This is a genomic window from Streptosporangium sp. NPDC006930 (assembly GCF_040635605.1).
In the GTDB taxonomy this organism is placed as follows: Bacteria; Actinomycetota; Actinomycetes; order Streptosporangiales; family Streptosporangiaceae; genus Streptosporangium.
The window spans coordinates 546984-570861 of record NZ_JBEYID010000002.1 but is presented as its reverse complement, the minus strand read 5'-3'; the positions used below and the strand labels follow the sequence as shown (position 1 = coordinate 570861).

The following is a 23878-nucleotide window of genomic DNA, read 5'->3' as shown; positions in this document are numbered from 1 at the left end:
AGGAGAGACCACACCCATGGTTGACCGCACGCCAGTCATCGCCGGGATCGGCCTGAGCGACTACCCCAAGGCTCCGCATCTCGACGCGGTCGGGCACCACGTGCTCGCCGCGCAGCGGGCACTCGCCGACTGCGGCCTCGCCAAGAGCGAGATCGACGGGTTCATGTGCGCCCAAGGAGACTTCGCGCAGCCCGACAACGCCGGCACCATGGCCGAGATCCTGGGTATCAACCCGCGCTACTTCGACGGCACCGCCGTCGGCGGCTCCAGCTTCGAGCTGCACGTCCAGCACGCGGCCGCCGCGATCCGGGCCGGCCTGTGCGACAACGTGCTCATCGTCTACGGCTCCGACCTGTACACCAAGTCGGGCACCAACCCCGGCTTCGGCGCCAAGAAGCCCGGCGAGGCGGTTCCCGGCGTCCTGCAGTTCGAGTCGCCCTGGGGCAACTCGCTGATCGGCGCCTACGCGATGGCCGCGCAGCGGCACATGCACGAGTACGGCACCACCTCCGAGCAGCTGGCCGCGATCGCGGTGGCCTGCCGCACGCACGCCGCGCTCAACCCGAACGCGCAGTACCGCAAGCCGATGACGGTCGAGGACGTGGTCAACTCCCGCATGATCGCCGACCCGCTGCACCTGCTGGACTGCTGCGTGATCTCCGACGGCGGCGGCGCGGTGATCGTGACCACCGCCGAGCGGGCCCGCGACCTGCGCCAGCCGCCGGTGTACGTGCTGGGCGCCGCGTCGGCGCAGACGCACTGGAACATCAGCCAGATGCCCGACTACACCCGCACCGCCGCGGAGCGCAGCGGGAAGGAGGCCTTCGCCCAGGCGGGCCTCACCCCCGACGACGTCGACACGGTGCAGCTCTACGACAGCTTCACCATCACCGCGCTGCTCATGCTGGAGGACCTCGGGTTCTGCAAGAAGGGCGAGGGAGGCCCGTTCGCGGCCTCCGGCGCGCTGCAGCTCGGCGGCGCCCTGCCGCTGAACACCGACGGCGGCGCGCTCAGCTCCTGCCACCCCGGCATGCGCGGCATCTTCCTGCTCATCGAGGCCACCAGGCAGCTGCGCGGTCAGGGTGGCGAGGCGCAGGTCGAGGGCGCCGAGGTCGCCCTGGCGTGCGGCTCGGGCGGCTGGCTGTCGGCGATGGGCACCGTGATCCTCGGAAAGGACAAGGCATGACGAACGTCACCACACCCGCTGACGCGCCCCCGATGGAGGGCCGTCCGGTACCGCTGCTCGACGCCTCCACCCGGCCGTACTGGGAGGCCACGCTGCGCGGCGAGCTGCTGGTGCAGGAGTGCCCGGAGTGTAACCACCGGCAGTTCTACCCCCGGCAGATCTGTGTCGAGTGCGGCGCCGTGCCCGGCTGGCTGACCACCGAGGGCAGGGGCGTCGTGCACACCTTCTCCGTGGTGCGGCAGAACGGGGCGTTCCCCTTCAGCCAGTGGACCCCGTACGCGGTCGCCGTGGTCGAACTCGACGAGGGGCCGCGGATCATGGGCAACGTGATCGGCTGCGAGGTGGACGAGGTCCGGATCGGGATGCGGGTCGAGGTCGACTTCGTCCCGCTGAACGATGAGGCGTCCCTGCCGTTCTGGCGTCCCGCGGGCTGACGCGGGCTCGCGCACCGTACCCGGCCGGGGCGTACCCCGGCCGGAGCAGGGCCGGTCGGCGCGGCCCCCGACAGGTGAGGACCTGGTCGGCGCGGACCGGCGGCACAGACTCGGCCGGCGCGGCCCCGACCGGCACGGACCTGGTCGGCGCGGACCCGACCGGTGAGAACCCGGCCGACGCAGACCCGGCCGGACAGACGGAGAAGCGCCCCAAGGTGGCGGGGCGCTTCTCCGTCGGTGTTTCCGATGCCTGGGATAAGAGGCCGTCGGTGTCTCGGATGCCTGAGGCCGGAGGCCCGGCGGTCAGACCGCCTGCGGCGAGGGTGCCCGCAGGTTCGTCCCCACGGGCAGGTCGCCCGCCTCCGCCGGTATCCGCAGCGACAGCCACTCGGCGATCAGCCGCAGGGTCGGGTCCGGGTCGTCGGTCTGCATGTGCTCGGCGCCGCCCTCCCCGGAGGCGAACACGCGCAGCGTCTTGTCCTCCGCCCCGGCCGCCTCGAAGGCGCGGCGCGCGTCGGCGACCGGGATCTCCCGGTCGTCCTCCCCGTGCACGATGAGCAGGGGCTGGGTCACCTGCGGCCACACGGTCGCGAGCGTCCACTCCTCCAGCCGTTCCAGGGCCCGCTCCACGCTCGGTGTGCCGAGCACCCAGGGCAGGAACCACGACGCCGGCTCGTACCCGGAGCGGTCGTCCCAGCGTCGTCTCCACACCGCGCCGCAGTCCCAGTTGCCGGCCCACGAGACGCAGGCCGAGACCCGCGGCTCGAACGCCGCCGCGCGGGCCGCGTAGTACCCGCCGAAGCTGATACCGAGCACGGCCACGCGCCGGGCGTCCACGTCACGCCGGGTCTCCAGGTAGTCGATGATCGCCGCGGTGGGCACCTCGTAGTCCGGGCGCGAGGGCACGCCGCGCAGCCGGACCATCTCCCCGGTGCCGGGGGTGTCGATGACCAGGCAGGTGACGCCCTGGCGGGCGAACGCGGTGCCCATCACGGCGTACATCAGCTCTTTGGTCAGGTCCAGACCGCCGTAGACGATCACCACCGGCCGCGGGTCACCGGCGTCCGGCGCGATCAGGTAGCCGGGCATCATGCCGTCGGGGGAGTCGATGTGGACGCGCTCAAGCGGCAGGGCCGCGCACTCCATCGCGTTCCCGAACGCCTGCAGGGCCGCGGCGTAGCTCTCCGACTTCGCGGGCCCCAGCGGGATCTCCCGCTGCCCGCTCGCGTGGTACACCGAGGCGCGCAGGTAGCGCGCCCCCGCCGTCGTCGGGTACCCGGCCTTCAGGTCCCGGGCGGCGAGTTCCTCCTGCCGGTGCGCCATCCCCGCCCAGGCGGCGGCCCAGGCATCCAACCTCGTCAGCGGCGGGTCCACAGCCGAGGGGGCCGCCGCCGGCAGGTCGCGGAGCGGGCCCAGCCAGCACTCCATGTCGCCGAGTGAACCGCCGGCCATCAGGGCCAGGTTCACCGTTGACGACCAGGCATGGTCGCCTGGGAAGAACTCGAACACGACGACTCCTCGCGAAACGGCGAGACGGGCGGCGGACGCGCACGCGTGCGAGCGTGCTTTCGTCCGCTGGCATCTGAGATTGGTAGTTGAGGTTCATATTGATAGCGCCACCGCATTACGGGTGGCGTTACCCGGTGCGCCCGCCGTCACCGGACGGCGGGCGCACCGCGCCGCCGCCCCGGGTCGAGGGCGGCGGCGGTCGTACGCGGGCGCCGGGTCAGATCGTGGCCCACTGCGCCAGCGGACGCTCCTCCGGACCGGCCATGCCGCCGATCTCCGGGTAGACCTTGGTGGCCATCAGCTCCATCTCGCGGATCACGTCGTCGGCGGGCTGCTGCGCCCAGTGCCAGATCAGCACCGAGTACTCGTAGGGGACCCGCTCCCACTCCGCGGAGAACTGGGCCCGCGCCTGGTCGACGGTGCCGCCCAGGAACAGCCCTGAGTCCTTGACGGCCTGCAGCACGTCGTCGCCCATCGCCATCTTCTTCTTGAAGAACTTCGCGTAGAAGTGCTCGTAGATCTCGGCGTCGTAGTCCATCAGAGCCTTGTCGAACGCCGCCTGGGAGTCGGTGATGTGCGGCCAGCGCACCGGGGCCTGGTTGGCGCCCAGCGGCAGCGGGTGCCCGACCGCGGCCGCCTCCTCGGCGTACACGCGGGCGAACTCCTCGGTGCGGGAAGCGGGCGAGAAGCTGGTCAGCACGAAGCCGTTGCGCGCGCAGTAGCGGACCGACTCCTCCGAGCTGGAGGACGCCACGAACACCGGCGGGTGCGGCCGCTGGTACGGCGGCGGCGTGACCGAGATCTTCCGGATGGCGCCGTTCTCGTCGACCTCGTCCGTCGCGCCCATCCGCGACGCGGTGTCGGTGGCCGGGTAGGTGGTGATGCCGGTGTCGTAGGGGAAGGGGACCTGGACCTTGGAGCCGTTGAAGTCGAAGGAGTCCTGGGTCCAGGCCTTGAGCATCAGCTCGACCTGCTCCTCGAAGATCCCCCGGTTGGCCTTGTCGGCCGCGCCGCCGTCCGACAGCGTGGCCTGGGTGCCGAGATGCTGGCCGAGCACGTCGGTCCAGCGCGACTGGTAGCCGCGGCTCACCCCGGCCCAGAAGCGGCCTTCGAGCATGTGGTCGAGCACGGCGCACTCCTCGGCCACCCGGATGGCGTCCTGGGTGCCCAGCACGTAGCCGTTGGTGCCGATGTTGATCCGGCTGGTGTGCGCGCCCAGCCAGGCGTTGATCACCCCGGGGGACGGGGAGACCTCGTAGCCCTCGGAGTGGAAATGATGCTCGATGCCGGCGATGCCCCAGTACCCCAGGTCCTCTGCGGCCTTGGCGATCCTTGCCCAGTCTCGCATGATCTTCTGGAACTCATCCCGATCGCGCCCGAGCGGTCGCCGGGCCGCGCGACCGGCGGCGCCGCCTTCGACCGGGATGACCGGGTACAGCTGAACGATCGCCTTGACGCCCACTGTCTTACTCCTCAGCAGTCACAGACCGAATTCACTGCCCATATCAAAAGGGGCGGCCAGTTACCGGGCCGTTCCCCGTGATCCGTAACGACGGAGTAACGGCTCCCGCAATAAACCGCACTTCACAACGGAACGACCATTCGGTCGCGATCGACGGAGGGTTCCCATGAGGATTTGCCGCTTCACACCGCATGGCTGGCCGGACGCCGAGGTACGCACGGGAGCCGCGGTCGGAGCACTCGACGCACCGATCGTCGTCGACCTCGCTGCGCTCCTCGCCTCGGAGATCCTCGCCGATGGCGGAGAAGCCGGCCGTGCCTCCGAGCTCGCCCGCGCGACCTTTCCCGGAAGCACCGTCGCCCTGCTGGGGTCGGGCGGGCGCGCCGAGGCCGAGGCGCGGCGGCTGCTCGACGCGCTGGGCGACGCCGAGGCCGCGCTGGGACGGTCGGGCCCGCTCGGCGCGCACGCCTACCGGCGCGACGCGGTCCGCCTGCTCGCCCCCGTCGACCGGCCGCCGACCGTGCGCGACTTCTTCGCCTTCGAGGACCACATGGTCAACGCCCTGCGCAACCTCGGCCGCGAGGTCCCGCAGGAGTGGTACGAGGCCCCGTCGCACTACGTGACGCGCAGCGCCTCGGTGTTCGGCCCCGACGAGCCCGGCCAGTGGCCCGCCTACACCGAGAAGCTCGACTACGAGCTGGAGTTCGCGATCGTGATCGGCCGCCGCGGCCGGGACATCCCGCCGGAGCGGGCCTGGGAGCACATCGCCGGGCTCACCATCTTCAACGACCTGTCCTGCCGCGACGTACAGGGCCGCGAGATGGGCACCCGGGTCGGACCGGCCAAGACCAAGGGCTTCGACCGAGGCTGTGCCACCGGGCCGTACCTCGTCACCGCCGACGAGATCCCCCGGCCTTTCGGCGCGGGGATGCGGGCCTTCGTCAACGGCGAGCTGTGGTCGGAGGGGTCCGCCGCGACGATCCACTGGTCGATCGAGCAGATCGTCGCGCACGCGTCGGCGGGGGAGACCCTGCTGCCGGGCGACCTGCTCGGCTCCGGCACGGTCGGCACCGGCGCGGGAATCGAGATCGACCGCTGGATCAGGCCGGACGACGTGGTCCGGCTGGAGATCGACGGGCTCGGCGCGTTGGAGACCCGCGTGGTGCGGGCCACCGCGGGCGAGGACTGATGCGGCCCCCGGTCCTGCGCGAGCGGGACGTGCGGATCCCGCTGCCCGACGGGGTGATGCTGCGCGCCGACGTCTACCGCGACCCGGCTTTCGGCCCGCGGCCGGTGCTGCTCCAGTACACCGCCTACGACAAGTCGAACTGGGCCTCGGTCTACGGTGTGATCAACCCCGAGCGCGCGGTGGACGAGGGGTTCGCCGTCGTGGTGGTGGACGCGCGCGGCCGGTTCCGCTCCGGCGGCGACGAGCCGTTCCGCCCGTTCGAGGACTCGGGCGCGGACGCCGCCGCCTGCGTGGAGTGGGCCGCCGCGCAGCCGTGGTCCAACGGCAGGGTCGGCATGTACGGGGCGTCGAACAACGGCGTCCCGCAGTGGCAGGCGCTCCGGCGCCGGCCGCCCGGGCTGCGTACGATCGTGCCGCACTTCACCGCGTCCGAGTTCGACGGCGGCTGGGTCTGGCGCGGCGGCGCGTTCCAGCTCGGCTTCAACCTCTGGTGGAGCCTCGCCAACCTCGCCCCCGACCAGCTCCGCCGCGCCGTCGTCCGTGACGGCGCGGACGCCCACCGGACGGCCTCCGGCGCCCTGGCGCGCGCCCTGCGCGACCCGGACGCCGCCTTCCGTGCTCTCCCGCTCTCCGACGTGCCCGCCCTGGACGGCGTCGCCCCGCACTACGGGGAGTGGCTCGCCCACCCCCCTGGCGACCCGTACTGGGACCGGCTCAGCGCCCGCGAGGCGCTGGCGGAGACCGACCTCCCCGTGCTGCACGTGGCCGGTTGGTACAACGTGCACCTGGACGGCAACCTCGCCGCCTACCAGGCGATCAAGGACGCGGGCGGCCCGGCCGCCGAGGCGCAGCGCCTCGTCATCGGCCCGTGGACCCAGTGGGCGCCCGCGCTGTTCGGCGACTCCTGCGGTCCTGAGCGGCGCTTCCCCGTCGGGATGGACCTGGAGGGGATCCAGCTCGCCTGGTTCGGGCGGCACCTCGCCGACGGCCCAGGCCCCGACCTGCCGCCGGTGCGCGTGTTCGTGATGGGCGCCGACGAGTGGCGCGACGAGCAGGAGTGGCCGCTCGCCCGCGCCCGCCCCACCCAGTGGTACCTGCGCGGCGGCGGAACGGCCAACTCCCGGCACGGGGACGGCCGGCTGAGCACCGAGCCGCCGCGCGGCGACGAGCCGTACGACGCCTTCCTGTACGACCCGCGCCACCCGGTGCCCACCCGAGGCGGCGCCGTCTACCTGCCCAATCCGGCCGCCAACTCCGGCCCGATGGACCAGAGCGCCGTCGAGGACCGCGACGACGTCCTGGTCTACAGCGGAGACCCGCTGAGCGAACCGGTCGAGGTGATCGGCCCGGTGCACGCCGTGCTGTACCTGCGCACCACCGCCCCGGCCACCGACGTGACCGCCAAACTGGTGGACGTCCACCCCGACGGCCGGGCGTACCTGCTCTGCGACGGCATCCGGCGGATCACCGCGGCGGAGGTCACGGCTGCGGGGGACGGGCCGATCCGGGTCGAGGTGGACCTGATCGCCACGGGGAACGTCTTCCTGCCGGGACACCGGATCCGGCTGGAGGTCTCCAGCAGCTCGTTTCCCAAGTACGACAGGCATCCCAACACCGCCGACGGCACGGCGGCCTCGCACCGGGACCTGCGGGTCGCGATGCAGACGATCCTGCACGACGCCGAGCACCCTTCGGCGATCGTTCTGCCCGTCACCCCCACCCGGTAACGGCGGGGATAACGGCCCCGGGGTGAGGTCGGGGCACCGCAGCATCCCGAATTCCGGCAAGGAGATTCGATGCCCCCCATGCGCGCCCCCCTCACCCTCCTCCGTTCCGCGGCCGCCCTGTGCCTGCTTCTGACGGTCGCGGCGTGCGGCTCCGGAGAAGAACCCGCCGCCCCCGCACCTCAGGGCGGCTCGGCCGCACCCGAGGCGACTCTTGAAACGCAGAAGGTGACCTTCAGCGGGGTCACCCCCAACGCAGGCAACTGGGCCATCCAGGTCGGCGTCGAGTTCGGCGTCTTCCGCCAGTACGGTCTCGACGTCTCGATGATCTATTCGCAGTCCAGCCCGAACGCGCTCGCCGCCATGATCGGCGGTTCGGTGCAGTTCACCTCCACCGTGTACGACGCCGCGATCCTCGCCCACCAGAAGGACCCCCGGGTCATCGCGGTCGCCGAGGGCTACCGGTCCTACCCCGAGTATCTGGTCGTGCCGCCGGAGGTGACCTCCTTCGCCGACCTCAAGGGCGCCACCTGTGGCGCGCAGAACCCCGAGGGCATCGGCGACGCGCTGTACCTGTCCAAGATGATGGAGCACGGCGGACAGCTGAAACTCGGTCAGGACTACAAGCTCACCAACGTCAACCTCAACGCCGGGCCGGCGCTCGCCGCGCTGAAGTCCGGGCAGATCAAGTGCATCGCGGTGCTCCCGCCCACCTCCACCCTGCTGGAGAAGCAGGGCTACAAGATTCTCTACGACCTGCAGCAGGTGCCCGAGTACAAGGACCTGTCCTTCTTCGGGATCAACGCGATGCGGACCTGGGTGAGCGAGAACCCCAACGCCGCCCGCGCCTTCCTCAAGGGCTACCTGGCCTCGATCGCCTACCTGTACGACCCGGCCAACAAGGAGAAGGCGATCGACCTGCTGGCGAAGAACGCGCAGGTCGAGCGGAGCGTCGCCGAGGCCTCCTACACCTGGGTGACCGCCGGCGCCTACCCGCGCGACGGCGCGATCGCCGCCACCGTGGTCCCGCGTACGGTCGCGTTGATGAAGTCCGGCGGCTCACTGGAGGCCTCCGCGCCCGACGACGTGGCCGGCCTGGTCGACAACTCCCACGTCAAGGCCGCGTACGAGGAACTGCCGGACTCGGTGAAGAACGGACCGGGACCCAAGGGAGTGCTCCCGGAAGGCCAGCAGCCCGCATGAGCCGACCGGTCTCCGGCGAGTCCGGCACCGGCCCGACCGCCGCCCGGCAAGCGGGGCGGCGGCCGGGCGGGGGACGGTGGCCGGCACGATGGCGAGCCCGGCGCGCGGGGAAGGGCGCGGGACCGCGCGGGCGCCGCGCCACGCTCAGCTTCCTCGGCTTCCTCCTGGTGTGGCACGTCGCCGCCGAGTACGTAGTGGACAACCCGCTCTTCCTGGCCGGCCCGATCAGCACCGCCGCCGCGATCGTGACGATGTGGCAGAACGGGACGCTCCAGCAGGACGTGCTGGTCAGCACGGGTGAGTTCACCAAGGGATTCGCGGCCGGCCTGGTGGGCGGCGTCCTGCTCGGCCTGCTGCTGGGGACGAGCCGCCGGGCCAAGGACTACATCGACCCGCTGATCAACGGGCTCTACGCCACCCCGATCGTCGCGCTCGCGCCGCTGTTCATCCTGTGGTTCGGCATCGGCGAGACCAAGACCGTACTGCTGGTGTTCATGCTGGTGGTGCTGCCGATCGCGATCAACACCGACGCGGGTATCCGGGTGACCGACCCGCAACTCCTGGAGGCGGCCCGGTCCTTCGGCGCGAGCCGCTTCCAGCTGTTCACCAAGGTCCGGTTCCCGACCGCGATCTCGTTCCTGATCGCGGGCATCCGGATGGGCATCGGACGAGGGCTGATCGGTGTCGTGGTCGGCGAGCTCTTCGGCTCGCAGAGCGGTCTCGGCTACCGGATCCTCGTCTCCTCGCAGTACTTCCAGACCGACGCCCTGCTCGCCGGGGTGCTCATCTTCGCCGTCACGGGTGTGCTGCTCGTAAAGCTCTTCGAATGGCTCGAACATCGTGCCGCGCCGTGGAAGAAGGACCGTCCGTGATCCCGCCCGTGCCGAACGCCTACCAGAAAGGGGCGGCCATGCCGACCGACGAACCCCAGGGGCTCATTCCGATGCTCCCCGTGGAGGAGGCCGCGCGGATCGCGGTCGAGGTGGGGATGCGCGAGGAGATGTCGCGGATCCACTTCTACCGCCTGCTGATGAACTCCCCGCAGTCCGCCCGGGTGGAGAACGAGATCAACGACCGGATCCTGTGGGAAGGGCGGCTCACCGTCCGTCCGGAGGCCACCCGGCTGCGCGAACTCGCGATCATGCGGGTGGCCTGGGTCACCGGCTCCGAGTACCTGTGGGCACACCACTACTCCCCGACGGTCGACGTCGACCTGCCGGGCAAGCGCCCCTCCGACGTGCTCGGCGTCCGCGAGGGCGCGGACCATCCGGGGTTCGGGTCCGCCGAGCGCGCCGTGATGCGCGCGGTGGACGAGATGGTGCGCGACGACCGGATCTCCCCGGAGACCCTGGGCGACCTGAGGTCGGAGCTGGCGAACGACGGCGAGGTCGTCGAGATCTGCTACGTGATCGCGATCTGGCGCGCCCTCACCACCCTGATGGCCACCTTCGAGGTGCCGCTGGAGCCGGGCTACCGGCCCTGGGCGCCCGACGGCCGCCGCCCTGAGAGCCGCGAGGCGGGGGTGCCGGGCCGGTGAGCAGGTTCGAGGAGTACCGCGACCGGTTCGCCGACGTCGCGATGGAACGGCACGACGGCATCCTGCAGGTCTCGCTGCACACCGACGGCGGATCGCTGAAGTGGAGCGAGCGGGCGCACCGCGAACTGCCGGAGGCGTTCCGGCAGATCGCCACCGACCCGGACAACCGGGTGGTCATCCTGACCGGCACCGGCCCCGACTTCCTGACCGAGATGGCCTTCGAGCGGCGCAACACCACCCCGCTGGGCTGGGACCGGATCGCCCACGAGGGGCGGCACATGCTCTTCGACCTGCTCGACATCGAGGTCCCGGTGATCGCCGCGGTGAACGGCCCCGCCACCGAGCACGCCGAACTCGCGCTGCTCTCCGACATCGTGCTCGCCTCCGAGACGGCCGCCTTCGCCGACCACCAGCACGTGGTCGCCGGGGTGGTGCCGGGCGACGGCGTGCACATCGTCTGGCCCTGGCTGCTCGGGATGAACAGGGCGAGGCACTTTCTGCTCACCGGCCGGACCATCGACGCCCACGAGGCGCTGGAACTCGGCCTGGTCGCCGAGGTGCTGCCGCAGGAGCGGCTGCTGGAGCGCGCCTGGGAACTCGCCCGGCAGCTCGCCGGCAACACCACCCTCACCCTGCGCTACACCCGCGCCTGCCTGACCATGCTGATCCGGCGCGAGCTGCGGTTCGGCCTCGCACACGGGCTCGCCCTGGAGTCGCTCGCCGCGGTCGACGCCCGTTCCTTCCCGTCCTCGCCCCCGCCGGCCTCAGGGCAGCCGTGACCGAGAGGAAGACCTGATGTTCGGGTATCCGCGCCGTCGCCCCGCCGACGACCCCCCGCCCCCCTCGCGGTCCGGGGCCCCGCTGCTGGAGATCGACGGGCTGTCGGTCGGCTACGAGCGGGCCGGCGCGTACACGCCGGTCCTCGAGAACGTCGGCCTCACCGTGCAGGACGGCGAGTTCGTCTGCGTGGTCGGCGCCAGCGGCTGCGGCAAGACCACGCTGCTCAAGACCATCGACGGCCTGATCGCCCCGGCGGCAGGCGAGGTCCGGGTGTCGGGCCGCCCACCCGACCCCCGCCGAGGGGACATGGCCGTGGTGTTCCAGCAGGACTCGCTCTACCCCTGGCGGACCGTGCTGGCCAATGTCAGGTTCGGCCTCGACCTGCGGGGGTCCCGCTCGGCCGCCACGGACGCGCGCAGCCGCGAGTGCATCGAGCTGGTCGGCCTGCGCGGCTTCGAGGACCACTACCCGCACGAGCTGTCCGGGGGGATGCGCCAGCGGGTCAACCTGGCGCGTGCCCTGGCGGTCGATCCGACCGTGCTGCTGATGGACGAGCCGTTCGCCGCGCTGGACGCGCAGACCCGCGAGGTGATGCAGACCGAGCTGCTGGACATCTGGACCCGGCACCGCAAGACCGTGGTGTTCATCACCCACCAGCTCGACGAGGCCGTACTGCTCGCCGACCGGGTGATCGTGATGGCCGCACACCCCGGGCGGGTCAGGGAGGAGATCCTGATCGACATCCCTCGCCCACGTGACCTGCACACCAAGCGCGGCGAGAAGTTCACCCGGTACGTGGACCACATCTGGAAGCTCATCGAGAACGAGGTTCGCAGTTCCCTCATCCCCGGCACCACCGCCTCCGGCCGAGATGGGACCTGACCTCTCCCGCCGTCCGCCCGCGCCGGCCTGTCGGGACAGGGCGGGCGCGGCGGGTGGCGATCTCCCGGTCCGTGTCCGTACGACCGGCGGCGGAGATCCCCTGGTCCGTGCCCGCTCAGCCGGAGGCCAGGTCCTCTTGGCCGGGGATCGGAACCTCTCGGTCCGTGCCTGCTCAGCCGAGCCCTTCGCCGGACCCCTCGGTGAACAGGACGCCGATCGGAGCGGGCTCGTACCGGGTCTCGTCCCCCGCGAACAGCCCGTCGCGGAACCGCGCGGCGGACTCCGCCGACCAGTCGGCCGGTTGCAGGGCCGTGCGCACCGGCGACCAGGTTCGCATCCGCCGCACCGTGTTCCCGGCGACGACGAAGACCTGTCCCGTCACGTCCTCGCCCTCGGGACCGGCCAGCCAGGCCACCACGGTCGCGACCTGTTCGGCGGGCAGTGCCCCGTCGGGCAGGCCGCCGAACGCCGCCTCGCTCATCGGGGTCCGCGCCCGAGGCGCGATCGCGTTGACGCACACCCCGTACCGGCCCAGCTCGGCCGCCATGGTCAGGGTGAGCGAGGCCAGCCCGGCCTTGGCCGCCGCGTAGTTGCCCTGCCCCGCGTTGCCGTACAGGCCCGACTCGCTGCTCGTGTTCACGATCCGGCGCCCGCTCCCCGGTCGCGCCCGCCAGTATCGGGCGAGCGCCCGGCACAGCCGGAAGGGCGCGGTCAGGTTGACCGCGAGCACCGCCTCCCAGTCGTCGTCGTCCAGATTGAAGACCATCCGGTCCCTGACGATCCCGGCGTTGTTCACCAGCACCGACACCGGCACCCCGAACCCCTCCGCCGCCTCCAGCACGTCCTCGGCCGCGCCCTTCTCCGCGAGGTCTCCCTGCCAGGCCACGGCGGTGCCGCCCGCGTTCCGGATCTCCTCGGCCAGCGGTCCGCTGTCCGCGAGGTCCGCGCACAGCACCGCCGCCCCGCGCCGCGCCAGCAGCCGAGCCTCGGCCGCCCCGATGCCCCGCGCGGCTCCGGTGACGATGCAGGCCCGCCCGCTCAGGTCGAGCCCGCCGCGGGTGCCGGATGAAGCCGTCATACCACTCTCCATGCATTGGAAATCGAACTCCGCCGAGACCCCGCGGAAAGCTCCGCCAGGACGAACGGAAGAACCTTCCTTATTGTAAATAAAGCCGAGTTCCCACATCAATGCATATCGGACATTATCTGTCGGTCGGCGAAATATGTCTGCCGTCCCATTGTCATATTCTTTTTTGAATTCAGGTGTGCGGGAAGTGGGTGCGATTCGCCGTGAAGGCTTTTCCCCTGTCGCGCTGTGCGGCGACATCGCTCGTCCTCCCAGGGGAGGGCGGGCGATGTCGGGGACGGGGTCGCGAAGGGCCTGCCGCCGGGTGTGCCGAGGACCGTTTCCGGCAGGCGCCCCATGAGCCGTTTCCGGCTACAGCCGACGCAGCACCCGCATGGCGTCCTTCTCGATGCGCGAAAGATCGTGGAGGGTGGCGCCGGCCTGCTGGAGACGGTCCGCGCCGCCGCTCTCTCCGGCCTTCGTGATCAAGGTGGCCACGTCCGTCCACAGGACGGCGGCCTCGGTCCCCGAATGCGTTTCCGCGTCGGCCTCCAATTCGTCTGTGGCCCCGGTGTCGCCGTCACCTTCTGGTGCACTACAGCATCCTCTGGCGCAAACCGCAGGACTGGGCAGGCTCAGCCGATGGCCTTGGAAATGATGGGGTCTCGGCAGAGACATGACCTCTGGCCTGGCCCTTCGCGCCTGGAGTGAGCGACGGGGATCGACCCCGCGCCTGTCGGCTTGGGAAGTGTGTCAACCGCATGGTGCTCGTGCGCGCGTTTTTAGGAGTACACTTTTAAGTACTGTACTCCTAAAAAGAGAAGGTCAAGATGTCGCTGCCGCGGCCGTCGGACATGTTCGACCGCGAGTGGGAGTGGGAGCAGCTCTCGCGGTTCGTCGCCAACGACTCCCAGGGGGCCACACTCGGGGTGGTCTCCGGACGACGCCGGCAGGGCAAGACGTTCCTGCTGGAAGCCGTCTGTGAGGCGACCGGTGGTTTCTACTACGCCGCCACCGAGGCCGTGCCCAGGGCGGAGGCGCTGCGCCAGCTCGGGGAGGCCGTCTCCGCGTTCGCCGGGACACCGGGACGGGTCAGGTTCGAAAACTGGGAGGAGGGAATCGACGGCCTGCTCTCCTTGGGGGATGAACGGACCGTTCCCGTCGTTCTCGACGAGTTCCCCTACCTGGTGCGTGATGCCAAGGACCTGCCTTCGGTCATCCAGAAGGCTCTGTCGCCGCGCCGCAAGCAGCGGGGGGCGTCACGGTCGCGTCTGCTGCTGTGCGGGTCGTCGATCTCCTTCATGGGCGGCCTGCTCTCCGGGCAGGCGCCACTGCGCGGGCGGGCCGGGTTGGAACTGGTGGTGCCCACCTTCAACTTTCGGCTGGCCGCCGAGTTCTGGGGGCTGACGGCCGAGCCTCGACTGGCGGCCCTGGTCTACTTCGTCGTCGGCGGCACCCCCGCCTACCGCACCGAATATCTGGCCGGGATCGCCCCGGCGGGTCTGGCCGACTTCGACCGCTGGGTCGTGGAGTACGTTCTCAACCCGGCCAGCCCTCTTTTCCGCGAGGTGCGTTTCCTGCTGGCCGAGGACCCGGCGCTGCGCGACACCGGCCTTTATCACACGGTTCTGGCCGCGGTCGCCGAGGGCAATGCGACCCGCAGTGGTATCGCGAGCAGAATCGAGCGCAAAGCCGTCGACATTTCTCATCACCTGACCGTTCTGGAGGACGCCGGCCTCCTCGTGGCCGACCCGGACGCCTTCCGCCGGAACCGCTCCGAGTATCGGATCACCGAGCCGCTCGTCCGCTTCTATCACGCGATCATGCGCCCCTACTGGGCGCAGCTGGAAAGGGCGCGGGAGGGGCGTACCGAGCGGATCTGGCGTGCCGCTCAGCCTCGCTTTCGCAGTAACGTCGCGGGGCCGGTGTACGAGCGAATGTGTCGGGTGTGGTGTGAAGGCTTCGCGTCCGAGGAGACGCTGGGTGATATGGCGGGAAGTGTCCAGTCGGGGGTTGTTCACGATGTCACCAGCCGTACAGGCCATGAGGTGGACGTCGCTGTCCACAGCCCTGACGGCGCACTACTGGCCATTGGGGAGGCCAAGTGGGGGGACGTTGTGGGGCTCGGGCACCTGGAGAGGCTTGAGCGGGTGGCGGCGCTCCTCGCGGCCAAGGGCGAGGCGCCGGGGCGGCTGCTGCTGTTCAGCGGGATGGGGTTCATGCCGGCGTTGCAGGACGCGGCGGCGCGCAGCGGTGGACGGGTGCAGTTGGTGGGGCTGGAGCGGTTGTACACAGGTTCGTGATCGCGATCGGACCGGTCCGAGCTTTTTCAGTAGTCCGGACACTGCGGCATGCATCCCTACGAGCAGGCCGATGAGCTCCGTAGACCCTCAACGTGCCGGGGCCCTGCCAGGTATGCCGAGGACCGTTTCCCGCAGGTGCGCCGTGAGCCGTTTTCGGCTACAGCCGACGCAGGACCCGCATGGCGTCCTTCTCGATGCGCGAAAGATCGTGGAGGATGGCGCCGGCCTGCCTGAGGTATTCCGCGTCGCCGCTCTCTCCGGCCTTCGTGATCAAGGTGGCCGCGTCCGTCCACAGGACGGCGGCCTCGGCGTACAGCCGGTGACCGGTGCGGAGGTCGTCGTTGTCGATCAGCCGGGTGCATTCGTCGAGGAAGTCGCGATAAAGGGCACGAAACAGGGCGCCGCCGGTGCCGCCCTTCTCCATGAGAAGGGCGGCCTGCGGCAGATCCTGCTTCGGCTCCCCGGCCCGTAGCAGCCATCCGGGCACCTTTTTGCCGGCCTTCTCGATACCGCGATGCCCCACGTTCGAGATGGGGGCGGAGAGAAAGGCGTCGGCGCAGTCCCTGACGGCGGGGATGATCTGCTCCTGCCAGGAGAGCGGGCGAGCCGGCGCGGTGACGGTGAAGGATCGGTTCCTGGCGGTCATCGGGCCGCGTTCGGCACGCGCCCTGGCGAGGCCGGCCCGGTTGTTGCGCACCGCTCCTCCCTGCTGGTCGGTGTCCACGAGATAGACGTCGTGCTCGTCGTAGCCGTACATCGCGACGACATGACCGCCGAAGTGCACCTTGGACCGGAAATAGTCCAGGTGGTAGCAGTCGAGCTGGAGGCCGACCGGACGACCGGCGTCGATGGGGGCGGCCACGTTCTCCCACGCCTTGCGCGCCGAGGTGGTCTCCTCGACCGTCAATGCCAGCCCCAGCCTGGCGGCCAGGTTCCTGGTGAGTTCGAAAGGCTTGACACGGCCTCCGAGAAAGGGGAACGCCATGGCCTTGCTGTCCCAGTAGATGAAGGACAGGCCGGAGCCCAGCCCGAACAGCATCGGCTCGGAGAGATCGAGCCCCTCATGCCGCAACAGCACTCCCAGCGCCGTCGTCTCGCAGTGCTGCGTGCCGCGGGCCTCGACGTCCTTCACGACGGTCATGTTCCGCCCTTCTCGTGTCGGTGCGGCGAACGGTCATACCGCTCCCATTCTCGACATCTTCTTGATCGATCGATGGGGGCGCAGAGACTAGCACGCGGCCTCCCGGGGTGGGCGGTGGGGAAGGGGCGCCCGTTCGGGGTTGCATCCTGTACCGGGGTACAGGCTTACCGTCGGATCGGTAGGGATCGCTCCCGATACTTGGAGGGCTCATGGAATGGGCACCGGCCGAATGCACGCTTCCGACCGAGGAACGGCCGCTGAGGGTGGCGGAGTTCGACGAACTGTTCGCCTCCGCACTACGCGGAGTGGAACGAGTGGGGCCGACACACCTACGGCTCACGCTCGATGCCGGAGCACGGGCGGAGGAGACCGCGCGTGACCTGACGGCCCGGGAGACGGGCTGCTGCGCCTTCTTCACCTTCACCCTCACCCCCGGCCGTGAGGGGCTGGCCGTGGACGTCGAGGTCCCCGAGGTTCACACGAGGGTGCTCGACGGCCTGGCGGTCCGGGCGACCGAGATGTCTCCCCGGACGGTCACGTCATGAACGGGGAATGGCTACGCACCGGAGAGGTCGCGGAAGCGGCCGGGGTCAACACCCAGACGCTGCGCTACTACCACCGGCGGGGCCTGCTGCGAGAGCCACGACGCAGCAACGGAGGGCACCGGCTCTATCCGCCGGAGACCGTGACCGTCCTGCGCGTGATCAAGGTGGCGCAACGGCTGGGCTTCACCCTGGAGGAGGTGGCCGACCTGGTCGAGGCGACCGCCCACCGTCACGGCAGACCGGACGGCGGCCTGCGGGCACGGGCGACGGCCAAGCTCGCCGAGGTGGAACAGAAGATCGCAGACCTTGGGACGATCCGCGAGACGCTGATCCGGGCGATGGACGCCGGATGCGACGACCTGGTGGCGTGCGCGGAAAGTTCGTGCTGCCCACTGCCGTTCCCCGGCCTGGCGGACGAGGGCCGGAATGCCGACCTCTTGGCGGGCGGGAGCCGACATGCCGACCTCTTGGCGGGCGGGAGCCGACATGCCGACCTCTTGAAGGACGGGAGCCGACATGCCGACCTCGACTGATCCCGACCGTCGTAAGCGCTTGTTCCCGGCCGGCCTGACGGGCTTGGCCGCGGTGGCCTGTGCCGCGTGTTGCGCGCTTCCCGTGCTGCTCGCCGCCGGGGTGATCGGGGGCACCGGGGCCGTCGCGCTCACCGGCGTCATGCCGACGGTGGCCCTGATCCTGGCGGGCGTGGCCGCGTCGGCCTGGGGGCTGGTGTGGTTCCTGCGCGGGAGAAAGCAGACCGGCGGATGCGCGGGCGAAACCGGCTGCGGCTGCCGGGGCGAAGGGAGGCGCCAACACGCCGAAGGCGATCCTCTACATTCGCAGTCGTGACTGTCGCACGTTCTCTTCTCCTGTTCGTGGTGGCCGCGCTCGCCGAGATCGGCGGGGCCTGGCTGGTCTGGCAGGGCGTGAGAGAACAACGTGGGCTGTTGTGGATCGGCGCCGGATTCATCGCCCTGGGCCTGTACGGGCTCGTGGCCACCTTCCAGCCGGATGCCAACTTCGGCCGCATCCTCGCCGCCTACGGCGGCGTGTTCGTCGCGGGCTCGCTGGGATGGGGCATGGTGGTGGACAGGTTCCAGCCCGATCGCTGGGACGTCATCGGGGCCGCCATATGCATACTCGGTGTGCTGGTCATCATGTACGCCCCGCGCGGTTAGCCGGAGTCGACCCCGGAGCACCCCGAGCCGGTCGAGGACCTCGATGACAGGCCGGTCCTGCCGGACTTCGAGGACGAGCCGATACGTACGCCACGAATTCGGCATGAGCCATCGACCGTGTGGGACAGTCGAGACACTGTTGTCCACCCGGTTTCGAAGTGGGAGCTATGGCGGCGGAGTTTCAGGTCGGCGACCACATCCTGGTGCAGGACGGCAGGACCCTCGAAATCTTTCACCGGGGCCTGTCCGAGAGCAGCCGCTACCACGTGGCGTTTCTCGGGGTGGACGTCCAACCACACGGCGACGGGTTCAAGGTTCGGCTCGGCGCCAGGCGAGGCGAGGGCCAGGTGGTGGGCGGGGTGAGGCTGAAGATGGATCAGGCGGAGTTCGCGCGCTTCCGCGATTTCATCGCCCTGGCCATCGCGGCCCGCGACCAGACGAGCCCTCCGAACGAGCCCACCTCACCCTGAACCACCTCGCCCCGAACCACGGAGGCTTCGACTCGCCCCGGGTTCGGAAGGGCCGCCCGCTCATGGTGCCGGAGGTGGTTCCGTCCTGCCCTGGCTTTCGGATGAGAGCGGGTGGCGGGAATCGAACCCGTGCGCCATCCACGCCGCAGGTTACGACGAGGAGTGGACGAGGGGTGTGCAGGGATCGTTGAACAGGCGGGTCCGCAGGTGCTCAGCCGTCGAGCGCCTGAGCCAGGGCGACGCCGGCGGATTCCGCCTGCTCGACGATCTCCGGCTCTAGACGCCCCAGGCCGGAACGGTGGCGATGGTCGTCCGCGTGTAGTCGTTCATGCCGCTCACGATGATGGCAGGAGGCTGGGCGGCCACGTCACCGAGCCCTTGGCAGTGGCCCCAGAGATCGATGACGAAGGCGTCCTTGTTCCACTCGGAAAGTTTGCCGTTGATGGTTCCGCTCGTGCGGCCGGCCACGAGGACGTAGTGGTTGTCGAAACCGCCCGTGCCTCCCTTCATCTCGACGACCTCAATGGGGACGGTGAAGCGCGGCGCGGTGGTCTTGAGCGCGTAGACGCACAGATGGGCGAACAGGATGCAGGTCAGGGGCCGGGTGGAGTCCTTTTTGAGGGCAGTCGCGACTATTTCGCCGCCGGCAATCCAGTAGTCGGAGGTGGTCTTCCACTCCTTGATCTTGCTCGGGAGCAGGCTGGCACCGTCCGAAGGCCTGACGAGCGCGATTTTCTTTTCGATTTCGCCGGCAGCCCTGAGTTTTTCCTGGTCGGCCGTCTCGTCGATGGGATTGGCGACCTTTGAGTCCGCGTAGACGCTCAACACTTTACGCGCGATCTCGGCATCACTCATTTGCATACCCCTCCGTCGTGCGCGGCGCTTTTCTCGGCCCCCGAATGCGTTTCCGCGTCGACCCCCAATTCTGTTGCCGCGTGCCGCTACGGCGAGTATCCGAACGGACACAATTAGGTGGCGTGCGTGCCCTGCATGAGTCATCGTGGTTCCCCGGCTGTTCTGGCACGAAAAGGCACGATCAACAGTGCCGCTCCGGAATCGCCGTCTCAGGGAATCCGTCGACGGCTGTTCGGCAGGATGAACACATGACCGTGAAGAACCGCAGGCGATGGAACCACAACATCCATCACCATCCCCACATCCTGCGCGCGATCCCTGGCGGTGCCCAGCGCGCCCTCGACGTCGGTTGTGGCGAGGGCACGCTCGCCCGCGAACTGCGGCGGACCGTGCCGAGTGTCACCGCGATCGACCTCGACGCGCCCAGCATCGACCAGGCCCGCGAGCACCCTGACGACGTCGACTACATCCTCGGTGATTTCCTCACCCACCCCTTCGAGCCCGCCTCTTTCGATGTCATCGCATCCGTGGCCACCCTTCATCACATGGACGCCGCCGCCGGGCTGGCCCGCATGCGCGAGCTGCTGCGCCCCGGTGGTGCCCTGGTCATCGTCGGCCTCGCCCGTAGCGTCATGCCCAACGACCTGCCACGCGAACTGGCCGGTGTCGCCGTCGGTGCCCTCCATCGCGCCATGAAGGGTCACTGGGAGCATCCGTCCCCCATGGTGTGGCCACCGCCGCTGACGTACCCGCAGATGCGAGCCCTGGCCGCCGAGACCTTGCCCGGTTCCCGGTATCGCCGTCACCTTCTGTGGCGCTACAGCATCGTCTGGCGCAAACCGCAGGCCTGAGCAAGCTCAGCCGACGGCCCCGGCCATCAGGCTCGTGACCTCAGCCGTTGCCACCAGGAAGGCTTGATGATCCGAGCAGTCGTTCCTCGCGGTGCCTCGCCTGCGACGGCGTACGTGAAGAACATCTCAAGAGCGCGCTCGGTCCTGCTGTCGAGATGAACAACCGTGCCCTCTTGGCCCGGTCCGCTCGCCGAACGATGGGCCACGCGTCTGCTCGTAAAGCACGCGCGAATATATGAATGCCGCGTCTGATTTCCGCCAGAATTGCTCGTCCGAATTGCGCCACCCCTCGTCACATGACGACTCGTAACGTCTTCGGCGAAGAGAACCATCCGCTTTGTCGGATGGAAACCAAAACGAGGGAAGACGATATGGATCTCCAGCTTTCCGGTCGGGTCGCGGTCGTCACCGGTGCTTCCAAGGGCATCGGTCTGGCCGTCACTCGCACCCTCCTCGCCGAAGGCGTCCGTGTCGTGGCGGCTTCGCGGAAGAGCACCCCCGAGTTGGAGGCGCTCAGCGGTGACCTGATCCATGTTCGGGCCGACCTGATGGACCCCGAGGCTCCCGTGAGGATCGTGGAACAGGCCGTGTCGGAGTTCGGCGGGCTCGACATCCTGGTGAACAACGCCGGCGGACCGCCGCCCGGCGTGGCCCTGCCGCGCTTCTCGTTCCTGACCCCCACCGACGAAGACTGGCGGGTGATGTTCGAGTTCAACCTGTTCTCGGTCGTGCGTACCATTCGGGCGGCCATCCCGCCGATGCTCGCCCGTGGCGCAGGCTCGATCGTCAACGTCTCCTCGGGCAGCGCCCGCCTGCCCGCTCCCGTGAACGTCGACTACAGCGCGGCCAAGGCGGGTCTCAACAACCTGACCAAGGCCCTCTCCGAGGAGTTCGCACCCCAGGGCATCCGAGTGAACACCATCTCCCCGGGGCCGGTGCGTACGGCATGGTGGACGGAGAGCGGCGGAGCGGCCGACATCATCGCCGCCCAGGTCGGAACGGACCGCGACAGCGTCATCAACCAGGTGGCACCGGAAATGATGAAGCTGTCGACCGGCCGTCTGGTCGAGTCTCAGGAGATCGCCGACGTGGTCGCCCTGCTCGCCTCACCTCGCTCGGCCAGCACGACCGGCGCGGACTTCGCCGTGGACGGTGGGTTCCTGAAGCAGACCTGACCATCGACCTTGATGCCCCCGGCTCAGATCTCCGGACTCATTGGGCGATCTGAGCCTTCAAGGTCGGAAAGGGCGACGGGATCGGAGAGGATCCGCTCCCGAGAGAGGTTTCTTTCCGGGAGCCGGTTGACCGCCTCCACCAAAATGTTTTCGAGAAAGTCCAGGTCATCGGCTTCAGCGGCTCGATTGACAAGGTCGGTGAGGGGGCGGCGGTCGATGCCGAACGCGGCCATGCCCTCGAACGTCCATCGATGACGGGTGAAATCTCGCTTGCCGGGGTCTTCGAGGAAGGAGACACTGCGGCATGCATCCCTACGAGCAGGCCGATGAGCTCCGCCAGGCCGTCGACGAGTTGGGCGTCCGCATCTACACAGCGTTGCGCGACGGTGGTCTCGACGTCGAACCCCTCATCGAGTTGGCCTGCCTGATGGAGGACTGGGGCGCGTCCACTCCTGTCACGCGGGAACTCCTCGAACGTCTCGCTACCGAGTTGACGACCGCCGACCTGGCCCGGCTGGGTGAAGCCCTTCTCGGCGGGATCGGCTTCATGCCGAGCTTCGCTCTGGAGCCGGGTCTGTTGGTGTCGATGGAGGAGGCACTGAAGGACGTGGAACGTGACCTCCGTGCTTCGGGGATCACCGGGACTCTTCGGGTGATCGTCCCTGACTGGGACAGCATGGGCATGGCATGGGTGGAGTTCGAGGGCATCTGCCAGGGCAACGGCATCAGTCCCCGGGCTGAGCCGCTCGGGGCCGTGGCCGACGCCACCCAGGAAGTGGTCATGGAGGTGCTCTGGAGGGCGTGGCCCGTCTGTCCGGTGCACAACCGGGGCCTGCGCGTCGAACCGGAAGACGGGATCGCCGTGTGGCGCTGTACAGGCAGCGGGACGCACACCGTTGCGCCGGTGGGTGAACTGCCGCCCGAACGGCGTCGGAGGTCTACCGATCCGCCGACTTGCCTCAACACCTGACGGAGCCAGGCCCAAGCGCGGACGTTGGACACCGCCGAAGTGCCCGAGCAGGCGCGTTCCTACGCCGAGGCCGCCCGCCGGGCCGTCGACGCCGGCTTCGACGGTGTGGAACTGCACGGCGCGAACGGGTACCTCATCGCCCACTTCCTTTCCAGCACCGCCAACCTTCGCACCGACGCGTACGGCGGATCGATCACCAACCGGATCCGGTACGCGGTGCAGACGGTCTTCATGACCGTAGAGGCGGTGGGTGGCCACCGCACAGGTCTCCGCCTCTCGCCCGGCGCAGGCATCTGGGGTGCCGAGGATACCGAGCACGTCGCCAGCCGCGGCCTTGAACAGTGCCTCGAAGGTCGCCGGGTCCTCGTGAGGCCAAGGCTGACAGCGGTCGCACACTATTGGCCCTCCCCTCGTACCGTGGAGATATGGCGGGGCGGAGTCCGCCAGAGCCGGGCCTACTGAGCCTGATGACACACCGCCGGTGTCCGGGCTAAGGGGGAACCTCAGATGCAGGTCAGCGTGGGAACGGTTGACTGTGAGTCCCCGTGAGTGACCTCGGTTCCCCGCCTGTTCTGGTACGGATCCGGCACGTGATCAACGTTGCGTGGGAAGCCGGACGACTGCCCTCGGGGGCGGAGTGTGCTGGGGAGCGTCCCGGTGCGGACCTTTCTCGACAGGAAGAACAGGAGCGTTTCCCGGACGTGATACTTGCCGTCGCTATAACGTCCGTGTTATGAATCGGGGAGAGGTGGAACTGGAGCCAGAGGTCGATGAGTGGTTCGACACGCTTGATCAAGAGAGGCAGGAGACGGCGGCGTTCTATGTCGACCTGCTGGCCGATCGTGGTGTCCTGCTGGATGAGCCCTACACTCGTCAGCTCCGCGGCAAGTTACGTGAGCTACGTTTCCACCTCGACCGGGAGGCGGTACGGATCACCTACTGGATCGCACCGGGTCGGCGGATCATCATGCTGACGGTGTTCCGCAAGCAGCGGATGCGCGAGTCCGCTGAGATCGAGCGGGCGTGGCGGGCCATGCAGCGGTGTAGCGCCGAGGCTCACACGGTGGATGAGGAGTGAGCGGTATGGGTGAGCGCAAGAGCTGGGGTGCCAAGCGGGCTGAGATCATGAGCCGTCCAGGGGCGGGTGCGGCGTACGAGGCCGCCAGGATCCGGTTCGAGCTGGGTGAGGCGGTACGGCTGCGCCGTGAGCAGCTCGGCTTGACCCAGAGTGAGCTGGCCGAGCGCGCGGGGTTGAAGCAACCTGCGGTGGCGCGGTTTGAGGCAGGCGGGACGATGCCGACCATCCCGATGCTGGAGCGGCTCGCGGAGGCTCTGGAGATGCGGCTGAGCGTTCAGTTCCAACCCCTGCGTGAGGCGAGCTGATCTTCTGAGGTATTTCCGGAGCCGCAGATCACCGAAGT

27 protein-coding genes and 1 pseudogene are annotated in these 23878 nt (G+C 69.4%); 21 read left to right on the top strand and 7 right to left on the bottom strand.

Features of this window, described 5'->3' with window-relative positions; all coding sequences use genetic code 11:
• Positions 1-16: 16 nt before the first annotated feature.
• Both ABZ664_RS05930 and ABZ664_RS05925 read left to right on the top strand, forming a co-directional pair.
• Positions 17-1186: an acetyl-CoA acetyltransferase gene (locus ABZ664_RS05930; protein WP_362503583.1), complete on the top strand. Its 1170-nt coding sequence runs from the start codon at positions 17-19 to the stop codon at positions 1184-1186.
• Complete coding sequence (locus ABZ664_RS05925) at positions 1183-1620, top strand: Zn-ribbon domain-containing OB-fold protein (RefSeq protein ID WP_362503580.1); 438 nt, start codon at positions 1183-1185, stop codon at positions 1618-1620. The genes ABZ664_RS05930 and ABZ664_RS05925 overlap by 4 nt, the downstream gene beginning before the upstream one ends.
• Positions 1621-1923: 303 nt before the next feature.
• On the opposite strand, the gene ABZ664_RS05920 is transcribed toward ABZ664_RS05925, so the two are convergent.
• Both ABZ664_RS05920 and ABZ664_RS05915 read right to left on the bottom strand, forming a co-directional pair.
• On the bottom strand, positions 1924-3129 hold the full coding sequence (locus tag ABZ664_RS05920) for an alpha/beta fold hydrolase (protein ID WP_362503577.1): 1206 nt from the start codon (positions 3127-3129) through the stop codon (positions 1924-1926).
• Between the two features lie 217 nt (positions 3130-3346).
• A complete protein-coding gene (locus tag ABZ664_RS05915; RefSeq protein ID WP_362503574.1) occupies positions 3347-4591 on the bottom strand; it encodes an LLM class flavin-dependent oxidoreductase in 1245 nt (414 codons plus the stop codon).
• 166 nt (positions 4592-4757) lie between these two features.
• On the opposite strand from ABZ664_RS05915, the gene ABZ664_RS05910 reads away from it, so the two are divergent.
• From ABZ664_RS05910 to ABZ664_RS05880, 7 genes are all read left to right on the top strand, one after another.
• Positions 4758-5780, top strand: coding sequence for a fumarylacetoacetate hydrolase family protein (locus ABZ664_RS05910; RefSeq protein ID WP_362503571.1), 1023 nt, complete (start codon positions 4758-4760; stop codon positions 5778-5780).
• Positions 5780-7507, top strand: coding sequence for a CocE/NonD family hydrolase (locus tag ABZ664_RS05905; protein WP_362503568.1), 1728 nt, complete (start codon positions 5780-5782; stop codon positions 7505-7507). The genes ABZ664_RS05910 and ABZ664_RS05905 overlap by 1 nt, the downstream gene beginning before the upstream one ends.
• 69 nt (positions 7508-7576) lie before the next feature.
• Positions 7577-8707: an ABC transporter substrate-binding protein gene (locus ABZ664_RS05900; RefSeq protein WP_362503566.1), complete on the top strand. Its 1131-nt coding sequence runs from the start codon at positions 7577-7579 to the stop codon at positions 8705-8707.
• Complete coding sequence (locus ABZ664_RS05895) at positions 8704-9579, top strand: ABC transporter permease (protein WP_362503563.1); 876 nt, start codon at positions 8704-8706, stop codon at positions 9577-9579. Before ABZ664_RS05900 ends, ABZ664_RS05895 begins: the two co-directional genes overlap by 4 nt.
• Positions 9576-10244 carry a hypothetical protein gene (locus ABZ664_RS05890; RefSeq protein WP_362503560.1) on the top strand — a complete coding sequence of 223 codons (669 nt, stop codon included), beginning with the start codon at positions 9576-9578 and terminating at the stop codon, positions 10242-10244. Before ABZ664_RS05895 ends, ABZ664_RS05890 begins: the two co-directional genes overlap by 4 nt.
• Complete coding sequence (locus ABZ664_RS05885) at positions 10241-11023, top strand: enoyl-CoA hydratase/isomerase family protein (protein ID WP_362503557.1); 783 nt, start codon at positions 10241-10243, stop codon at positions 11021-11023. Before ABZ664_RS05890 ends, ABZ664_RS05885 begins: the two co-directional genes overlap by 4 nt.
• 16 nt (positions 11024-11039) lie before the next feature.
• Positions 11040-11906, top strand: a complete 867-nt coding sequence (locus ABZ664_RS05880) for an ABC transporter ATP-binding protein (protein WP_362503555.1) — start codon at positions 11040-11042, stop codon at positions 11904-11906.
• Positions 11907-12078: 172 nt separating this feature from the next.
• On the opposite strand, the gene ABZ664_RS05875 is transcribed toward ABZ664_RS05880, so the two are convergent.
• Both ABZ664_RS05875 and ABZ664_RS05870 read right to left on the bottom strand, forming a co-directional pair.
• Positions 12079-12984 carry an SDR family NAD(P)-dependent oxidoreductase gene (locus tag ABZ664_RS05875; protein WP_362503552.1) on the bottom strand — a complete coding sequence of 302 codons (906 nt, stop codon included), beginning with the start codon at positions 12982-12984 and terminating at the stop codon, positions 12079-12081.
• 360 nt (positions 12985-13344) lie between these two features.
• Positions 13345-13470, bottom strand: coding sequence for a hypothetical protein (locus ABZ664_RS05870; protein ID WP_362503549.1), 126 nt, complete (start codon positions 13468-13470; stop codon positions 13345-13347).
• 332 nt (positions 13471-13802) lie between these two features.
• On the opposite strand from ABZ664_RS05870, the gene ABZ664_RS05865 reads away from it, so the two are divergent.
• The gene (locus ABZ664_RS05865; protein WP_362503546.1) at positions 13803-15275 is read left to right on the top strand and encodes an ATP-binding protein; all 1473 of its coding nucleotides are present in this window, start codon (positions 13803-13805) and stop codon (positions 15273-15275) included.
• A gap of 157 nt (positions 15276-15432) precedes the next feature.
• On the opposite strand, the gene ABZ664_RS05860 is transcribed toward ABZ664_RS05865, so the two are convergent.
• Complete coding sequence (locus tag ABZ664_RS05860) at positions 15433-16416, bottom strand: BtrH N-terminal domain-containing protein (protein WP_362503543.1); 984 nt, start codon at positions 16414-16416, stop codon at positions 15433-15435.
• Positions 16417-16625: 209 nt separating this feature from the next.
• On the opposite strand from ABZ664_RS05860, the gene ABZ664_RS05855 reads away from it, so the two are divergent.
• The 5 genes from ABZ664_RS05855 to ABZ664_RS05835 all read left to right on the top strand — a co-directional run bounded on the left by ABZ664_RS05855 (position 16626) and on the right by ABZ664_RS05835 (position 18606).
• Complete coding sequence (locus ABZ664_RS05855; protein ID WP_362503540.1) at positions 16626-16961, top strand: hypothetical protein; 336 nt, start codon at positions 16626-16628, stop codon at positions 16959-16961.
• Positions 16958-17494: a MerR family transcriptional regulator gene (locus tag ABZ664_RS05850; protein WP_362503537.1), complete on the top strand. Its 537-nt coding sequence runs from the start codon at positions 16958-16960 to the stop codon at positions 17492-17494. Before ABZ664_RS05855 ends, ABZ664_RS05850 begins: the two co-directional genes overlap by 4 nt.
• The gene (locus ABZ664_RS05845) at positions 17478-17807 is read left to right on the top strand and encodes a hypothetical protein (protein WP_362503534.1); all 330 of its coding nucleotides are present in this window, start codon (positions 17478-17480) and stop codon (positions 17805-17807) included. The genes ABZ664_RS05850 and ABZ664_RS05845 overlap by 17 nt, the downstream gene beginning before the upstream one ends.
• Positions 17804-18136, top strand: coding sequence for a YnfA family protein (locus ABZ664_RS05840; protein ID WP_350942990.1), 333 nt, complete (start codon positions 17804-17806; stop codon positions 18134-18136). The genes ABZ664_RS05845 and ABZ664_RS05840 overlap by 4 nt, the downstream gene beginning before the upstream one ends.
• A 167-nt stretch (positions 18137-18303) precedes the next feature.
• Complete coding sequence (locus ABZ664_RS05835) at positions 18304-18606, top strand: hypothetical protein (protein WP_362503531.1); 303 nt, start codon at positions 18304-18306, stop codon at positions 18604-18606.
• Between the two features lie 276 nt (positions 18607-18882).
• Here the strand turns inward: ABZ664_RS05835 and ABZ664_RS05830 are convergent, their stop codons facing one another.
• Positions 18883-19461 (bottom strand): hypothetical protein, encoded by a 579-nt coding sequence (locus tag ABZ664_RS05830; RefSeq protein WP_362503528.1) that lies wholly within the window; start codon positions 19459-19461, stop codon positions 18883-18885.
• Positions 19462-19709: 248 nt separating this feature from the next.
• On the opposite strand from ABZ664_RS05830, the gene ABZ664_RS05825 reads away from it, so the two are divergent.
• Both ABZ664_RS05825 and ABZ664_RS05820 read left to right on the top strand, forming a co-directional pair.
• On the top strand, positions 19710-20312 hold the full coding sequence (locus ABZ664_RS05825; RefSeq protein WP_362503525.1) for a class I SAM-dependent methyltransferase: 603 nt from the start codon (positions 19710-19712) through the stop codon (positions 20310-20312).
• 371 nt (positions 20313-20683) lie between these two features.
• Positions 20684-21487: an SDR family NAD(P)-dependent oxidoreductase gene (locus ABZ664_RS05820; RefSeq protein ID WP_362503522.1), complete on the top strand. Its 804-nt coding sequence runs from the start codon at positions 20684-20686 to the stop codon at positions 21485-21487.
• A gap of 23 nt (positions 21488-21510) precedes the next feature.
• Here ABZ664_RS05820 and ABZ664_RS05815 read toward each other — a convergent pair whose 3' ends face one another.
• Positions 21511-21720, bottom strand: a complete 210-nt coding sequence (locus ABZ664_RS05815) for a hypothetical protein (RefSeq protein WP_362503519.1) — start codon at positions 21718-21720, stop codon at positions 21511-21513.
• Between the two features lie 71 nt (positions 21721-21791).
• Here ABZ664_RS05815 and ABZ664_RS05810 point away from each other — a divergent pair, with 71 nt between their 5' ends.
• From ABZ664_RS05810 to ABZ664_RS05795, 4 genes and pseudogenes are all read left to right on the top strand, one after another.
• Positions 21792-22457, top strand: a complete 666-nt coding sequence (locus ABZ664_RS05810; protein ID WP_362503516.1) for a hypothetical protein — start codon at positions 21792-21794, stop codon at positions 22455-22457.
• An 18-nt stretch (positions 22458-22475) separates the two neighbouring features.
• Positions 22476-22769: pseudogene (locus ABZ664_RS05805) on the top strand (alkene reductase); the annotation flags it as partial.
• Positions 22770-23205: 436 nt separating this feature from the next.
• On the top strand, positions 23206-23535 hold the full coding sequence (locus ABZ664_RS05800) for a type II toxin-antitoxin system RelE/ParE family toxin (protein ID WP_362503513.1): 330 nt from the start codon (positions 23206-23208) through the stop codon (positions 23533-23535).
• A 5-nt stretch (positions 23536-23540) separates the two neighbouring features.
• Complete coding sequence (locus ABZ664_RS05795; protein ID WP_343976147.1) at positions 23541-23840, top strand: helix-turn-helix transcriptional regulator; 300 nt, start codon at positions 23541-23543, stop codon at positions 23838-23840.
• Positions 23841-23878 lie beyond the last annotated feature (38 nt).